Consider the following 4,624-nt stretch of genomic DNA (forward strand, 5'->3'; position numbering starts at 1 on the left):
CGGTCATAGCTGACCCTAGTCACCGCACCCACAGGAGATTCCACCCGGGTCAGCAGCCGCCCCGGCTGGCCGTCGGGGGTGTAGTCCCACGCCAGGCGGATGGTCTGGTTCTCCGGGTAGGTGACGGAGTCCAGCCGTCCCTCAGCCAGGTGCAGCACGATCTGCGGCCGCTTGCCGTCACTGCGGACCGGTGAGGTGACGGTGACCTGGTTTTCGGTGCTGTAGTCGAAGGTGACTGCCTGGCCGTAAGCATCCACGGCCTTCTCCAGGCGGTGCTGCCCGTCCCGGACCTCCCACACATAGGCGGTCTCATGGCCGAACACATCCTGCTCGGCGACCAGATCACCCTCAGCAGAAAAGAAGTTCTTCCGCCCGTCGCTGTAAGCCAGGACCCAGCGGTACGCGCGTGACACACCGTCCATGCCCTCCCGGGCCGGCAGCGTCCCCGGCGCATCACGCAGCGCCAGGTCGTTGAGCAGATACCGCTCCAGACCCGTGCCCGTCATATCGCCGGGGCGCAGCTGGTAACTGCCGCCCGAGGCAGTATGCAAAGTACCCGCGCCCTCCGGGTCAATGAACGCCTTCCCCAGACCCATCCCCTGGCCCAGGCCGTGCCGGTCCGCCCCCGCCGCAGCCGCACCCTGGCCATAAGACAGCGCCAGCTCCACCCCCATGCTCCCGCGACCGGCCAGCGACACCAGCGGCAGCACCATGGCAAACGCACCCGTCTGCTCACTGACACTCCCCGAAGCACCCCCGCCCAACACCACCGCACCCGACACCCCCGCCGGACTGGACACGGCCGCCGGTACGGAAGCAGCAGCAGTGACAACCGGCACCGTGGTCACCGCCAACACCACCGCCGTCGCCAGCGACACCCGCCGCAGCCAGCCACGGCGCCCACCCCCGGCCGGCACACCGGTGAAGACACAAAACACGGGACGGGAAGGCATACCGGCTCCAGACACAAGAGAAAACACAGGCACCCGAACCCAACACCGCCCCCACCTCCCAGGACGATCCTGCGAAAGGGGCGAACGCGGCCGGCCGAGGGATGGCTGACCGGCCGGCACACCCCAGCCGATCAGCCGTCCGCTCATGTGAGGTCTCCAGGTACTGCCAGTCCTGCTGCGGGTCGGCAGAGATGGCTCTTGGGCAGGGGCGGAGACGGAGCGGGGCGGGCAGGGACTGCTTCCCGGGGAGGCGTGAGGTGTCCCTGGGATGTCAGGGGGCGTCGGGTCAGTGCCCCGCGCGCGCAGCTGGTGGTGGTGCGTGGCGGCGATGTCCGGCTGCCCGAGGCCGGCCGGCCAGCCCTGTGACAGCCCCCAGAGCGGCTGTCCAGCCGGTGCCGGGCGTGCCGGGTGTGAATATTTCCTGCGTGATACCGGAATCACCCGACCTCAACCCCGTCGAGGGCATTTGGTCGGACTCCGCCGGACCAGCCAGGCCAACACCGCCTTCGTCGACCCCGACGACCTCATCCGCCGACTATGACTCGGTCTCCGCCAGATCCAGTACCGAAGCGACGCCATCGACGGCTGCCTCGGCGCGACCGGCCTCACCCTCACGACATCACGCCCACAACCTCAGTAACCAATGGCGTCTCGACAGCGCACATGATCACCCCGAGGCCGGTCTGCTGTCCGCAGAAACAACAACCCATAGCCAGACGACAGTCCAACCACGGGCAGAGGTCAAAAATCAAGCTCAGGCCAAGCACTACCGTGACTTGGCGTTTCTGCTCTCGCTGCCGGTCAACCCCCTCCGATCTCAAGCAACAGTTGACGAACGGAGATCGCAGACAGCTGAATCTGAAGCTGGCGTAGGCACTGCAAGCTGCGGATCACGAAGCCTGGGGAGCGCTGGAAGACGCGGAAGCGCAAGCAGACGGCCAGGCGATGTACCGGATCTTGATGTCAGCCTGACGGGGTCGGTGGGCCCTTTCGCTTTCCGGAGCTGTTGGCCACGGCCCGGGCCCAGAGTACCGGGCCTGATGCGGGAGGCCGTCATGAAAGACCAGCGCAGGCCGGGCGGCTGCGCGCCGCTCAGGACGCTCTGCACGAGAGAGCCGACTGAGAACAACGGGGCAGGAGAGGGCCCGCGGATAGTGCACATGCGCCCGGGCATGCGGGTCCTGGCGGCGCCTGCCCGGGGGCAGAGGCCCATGCTTGCGGTGCCTGTACTGCACACTGCACACCTCCCGGGCGGCTCCGCTGGTGCCGCGGGGATCAATTGCAAGGGACCGCTGACTGCGGTGGCGCGTTGCCCCTTCAGAGTCTGCGGCGGCACCCCCGGCGTTATGTGGCGTCATGCCGCCGGCATGTGAGGGGCGCAGCGGGTACCGGACCGGGAGGTGAGCAGCCCCTTTGCAGGACTGTGAAAAGGCATCAACGGGGGTACATCCGGCCGCTGCCGGCTGCTTGCGGGCTGTGGTGGTATGCCGGGATGACGGAACTGAAGACAGCACCGCGGGACTCGACGGGGGCGGTGCAGCGGGACAGCCGCCACGCGGGATGGCTGGAGCTGTTCTTCGACCTGGTCTTCGTGGCGCTCGCTTCGCAGCTGGCGCATACGCTTCACGGTGATGCTGGCCCTGCTGATTTTGCGGTCTTCTTCGCCCTGTATTTCCCGCCGTGGTGGATGTGGGTCAATCTCACGGTGGCGGCGAACCTTTTCCAGGGGGACAGTCCCCGCCACCGGGTCCTGATTCTTGCTGCCATGCTGTGCCTTGCCGTGATGGCCGTCGCGGTCCCCCAGGCCGCCGACGGCCGGGCGCCGGCCTACGCCCTCGCCTACGCGGGGACCCGGCTTGTTCTGCTCGGCCTGTGGTGGCCCGCCACCCGGCGGCCAGCCCCGGGGGTGCCGTCGGTGGCGGCATGGCGTCCGCTGGCGTACTGCCTGGCCCCGGCCGCCGGGTGGGCCGGTTCGGCTTTCATCCCCGGGCCGTGGCGGTGGGGCATTTGGGCGCTGCTGCTGGCCGCCGAGGTCGTGGTAGTGCTGACGGTGCGGGGAGGGAGAGCCAGTCGGCGGCTGCATACCGGTCATCTGGTCGAGCGGACCGGACTGTTTGTCATCATCGTTCTCGGCGAGCCGGTCATCGCTGTGGTCACCTCTGCTGGCACGCGGTGGACAGCTGCCGCCAGTTGGGCGGCGCTGCTGGGATTTGTCATGCTTGCCGCCCTGTGGTGGTCGTACTTCGACTTCGGTTCAGCGGCGGCGGAACGGGTGATGGGGGCCGCCAGTGCGGCGGAGGCTTTCCGGCTCGCCCGGGATGTGATGGGATTCCTCTACTTTTTTGTGACCGCTGCCGTTATATGTGTGGCGGCGGGGCTTGCGACGGTGGTGGAGCAGGCCGGGCAGGGGCGCCCGGAGGCTGCGTACTGGGCTGTCGTTGCGCTGGCCGGCGGCCTGGCGCTGTATCACACGGCGCATGCATGCATTGCGCTGCGTTTTGGGCACAGGGCGGGGACGGTCGCCCTGTGGGCGCTGCCGGGTGTCGGAGTGCCGCTGGCCGTGATCGCTCTGGCCGGGCGGCTCGCGCCGTGGCAGGTAGTGCTGGTGCTGGCCGCCGAAACGGTCCTGCATCTGCTGTATGCCCAGCGCCGGCGCACTCCGGCAGCCGCGGCCGGCTGACAGGCCGGGCAGGCAGGGCCGGCCTGGCGGGCTGGCCGGGAACAGTCCCATCGCCGGATGCTGCCTGGCAGCGGGGCAGGGCGGAGTGGCCGCACAGCGGTGCCGTTCCCGCTTTCCGTTCCGGCCCCGTGCCCCCGGGAGACGCCGCTGCGGCGGCGTACCGGCTGGCTGCGGGCGCTATGAGGGCTGGCCACATCCATGGTCAAGCCGTCACTGCCGTGCCTGTTCAGCGGCGGCACCAGCCCAGGAGCAGACCGGGGCGCTCACAGTGTGCTGCCGCTGGTGTCCCTGCCAGGCCGCGGCGGGGCGGGCGGCCGAGCTGGTGCTGGCCTACGACCAGGGCGCGGAGGGTGCGGATGTGGACCGGCACGGGCTGGGCCAGGGCATCGGCCTGGCCAGAGCATTCACCGCCGCCAACGGCGGCGGCACCTCGCGTCCCTGCCTCCGGCGGCAGCTACCAGGATCAGGCACGCCCGCCGTGCCCTGTGCCTGTTCCCGGATTCCGCGTCTGCCGTGCATCCGCGCATCTCCAGTTCTCCTGCCGGTGCGCCGGGCACCGGCAGGAGCGGGCCCTCTGAAGGGCCCCGCCTGACGCGGGGCTCCCGGCCACCCGGCACTGCTGCGGGCGGCCAGCTGCGGGACCTCCCCGCAGGGCAGGCCAGCCACGGCCGACAGCCCGGGGCAGCAGGCGCTGCCGGGCCTGGCTGGCTGCTGGCCGGGGGCAGGCCGGCCGGGAACAGCCCCATCGCCGGACACTGTCTGCCAGCAGGGCGCGGTTGAGTGGTCTCAGTACTGTGCCCACCCCTACGTCCGGAGCCGAAAAAGTGCGTTCTCTTCCCTCCGTCTCTGTTTCCGGCCTTGCGCCCGGATGGACGCCGATGCGGCGGTCTGGGGGGTGGCTGCGGCGGGTGTCGCTGGCGACGGCGGTGGTGTTGGCGGTGACCACGGTGCCGGTTGTCACTGCTGCTGCTTCCGTGCCTGCGGCCGTGTC

At 69.8% G+C, this 4,624-nt stretch carries 2 protein-coding genes and 1 pseudogene; 2 read left to right on the top strand and 1 reads right to left on the bottom strand.

Annotated features, from left to right (window positions below):
• Window positions 1-878, bottom strand: an 878-nt coding sequence (locus ACFZBD_RS35040; RefSeq protein ID WP_391147765.1) for a hypothetical protein, incomplete at its 3' end; no start/stop codon positions are given.
• Between the two features lie 512 nt (window positions 879-1,390).
• On the opposite strand from ACFZBD_RS35040, the pseudogene ACFZBD_RS35045 reads away from it, so the two are divergent.
• Together ACFZBD_RS35045 and ACFZBD_RS35050 are read left to right on the top strand one after the other, a co-directional pair.
• Window positions 1,391-1,593 (top strand): annotated as a pseudogene (locus ACFZBD_RS35045) (IS630 family transposase); the annotation flags it as partial.
• Between the two features lie 852 nt (window positions 1,594-2,445).
• Window positions 2,446-3,633: a low temperature requirement protein A gene (locus ACFZBD_RS35050; RefSeq protein WP_391147767.1), complete on the top strand. Its 1,188-nt coding sequence runs from the start codon at window positions 2,446-2,448 to the stop codon at window positions 3,631-3,633.
• The last annotated feature ends 991 nt before the right edge of the window (window positions 3,634-4,624 follow it).

Origin of the sequence: Streptomyces sp. NPDC008121, assembly GCF_042957155.1 — a bacterium.
Classification (GTDB): Bacteria; Actinomycetota; Actinomycetes; order Streptomycetales; family Streptomycetaceae; genus Streptomyces.

What these genes read in the sequence shown, in the direction of transcription:
- ACFZBD_RS35050 (WP_391147767.1), top strand. Translation starts at nt 2,446, where the DNA reads ATGACGGAACTGAAGACAGCACCGCGGGACTCGACGGGGGCGGTGCAG.